Here is a 506-nt window from a genome sequence, read left to right on the forward strand (position 1 = left end):
CCCAAGCAAAGCTCAGTGCAATCGCAAGGCAACTCAACGAACGCCCTCGCAAGACCTTGCAATATCAAACGCCAGCAGAGAAGTTCGCAGAGTGTGTTGCGTCGACCGGTTGAGATCGCCGAGGAAACCGGTCATTCGCCGCAGTATGCATCAACGGTAGTTATGCGGGGCGGGCTCACCTGATCGACGCAACACATACATTGAAACGCTCTGCGGGAGTTTCGTATCCCAGCGTCTTTCGAGGTGGTTCGTTAAGCGGTCTTGCGACAGCACTCAACTTTGCTTGACTATGTATCGCCAAATCCGTGCCCTTTGGGAAGTATTGTCGCAGCGAGCGATTGGTATTTTCATTTGAGCCGCGCTGCCATGCATTGCCCGGCAGTCGCTGCTTGCAGCGATGAGAGGGGCTGTGAGGGTCGCATGAAAAGATATCGATCTCCGTCGCCAAAGTGAATGTCTTGTACCCCGCCATCTCTGATCCGTGATTCCAAGTCAGTGAGCGATAA

Annotated in this window: 1 protein-coding gene and 1 pseudogene; one reads left to right on the top strand and one right to left on the bottom strand. The window is 53.8% G+C overall.

Annotated elements, in window-relative coordinates:
- A pseudogene (locus tag AB9F29_RS21315) lies at positions 1-113 on the top strand (IS30 family transposase); the annotation flags it as partial.
- Between the two features lie 62 nt (positions 114-175).
- Here the strand turns inward: AB9F29_RS21315 and AB9F29_RS21320 are convergent.
- A partial coding sequence (locus tag AB9F29_RS21320) for a transposase (protein ID WP_369757181.1) occupies positions 176-506 on the bottom strand: 331 nt, incomplete at its 5' end.

This window comes from Falsihalocynthiibacter sp. S25ZX9 (assembly GCF_041205405.1).
In the GTDB taxonomy this organism is placed as follows: Bacteria; Pseudomonadota; Alphaproteobacteria; order Rhodobacterales; family Rhodobacteraceae; genus Falsihalocynthiibacter; species Falsihalocynthiibacter arcticus.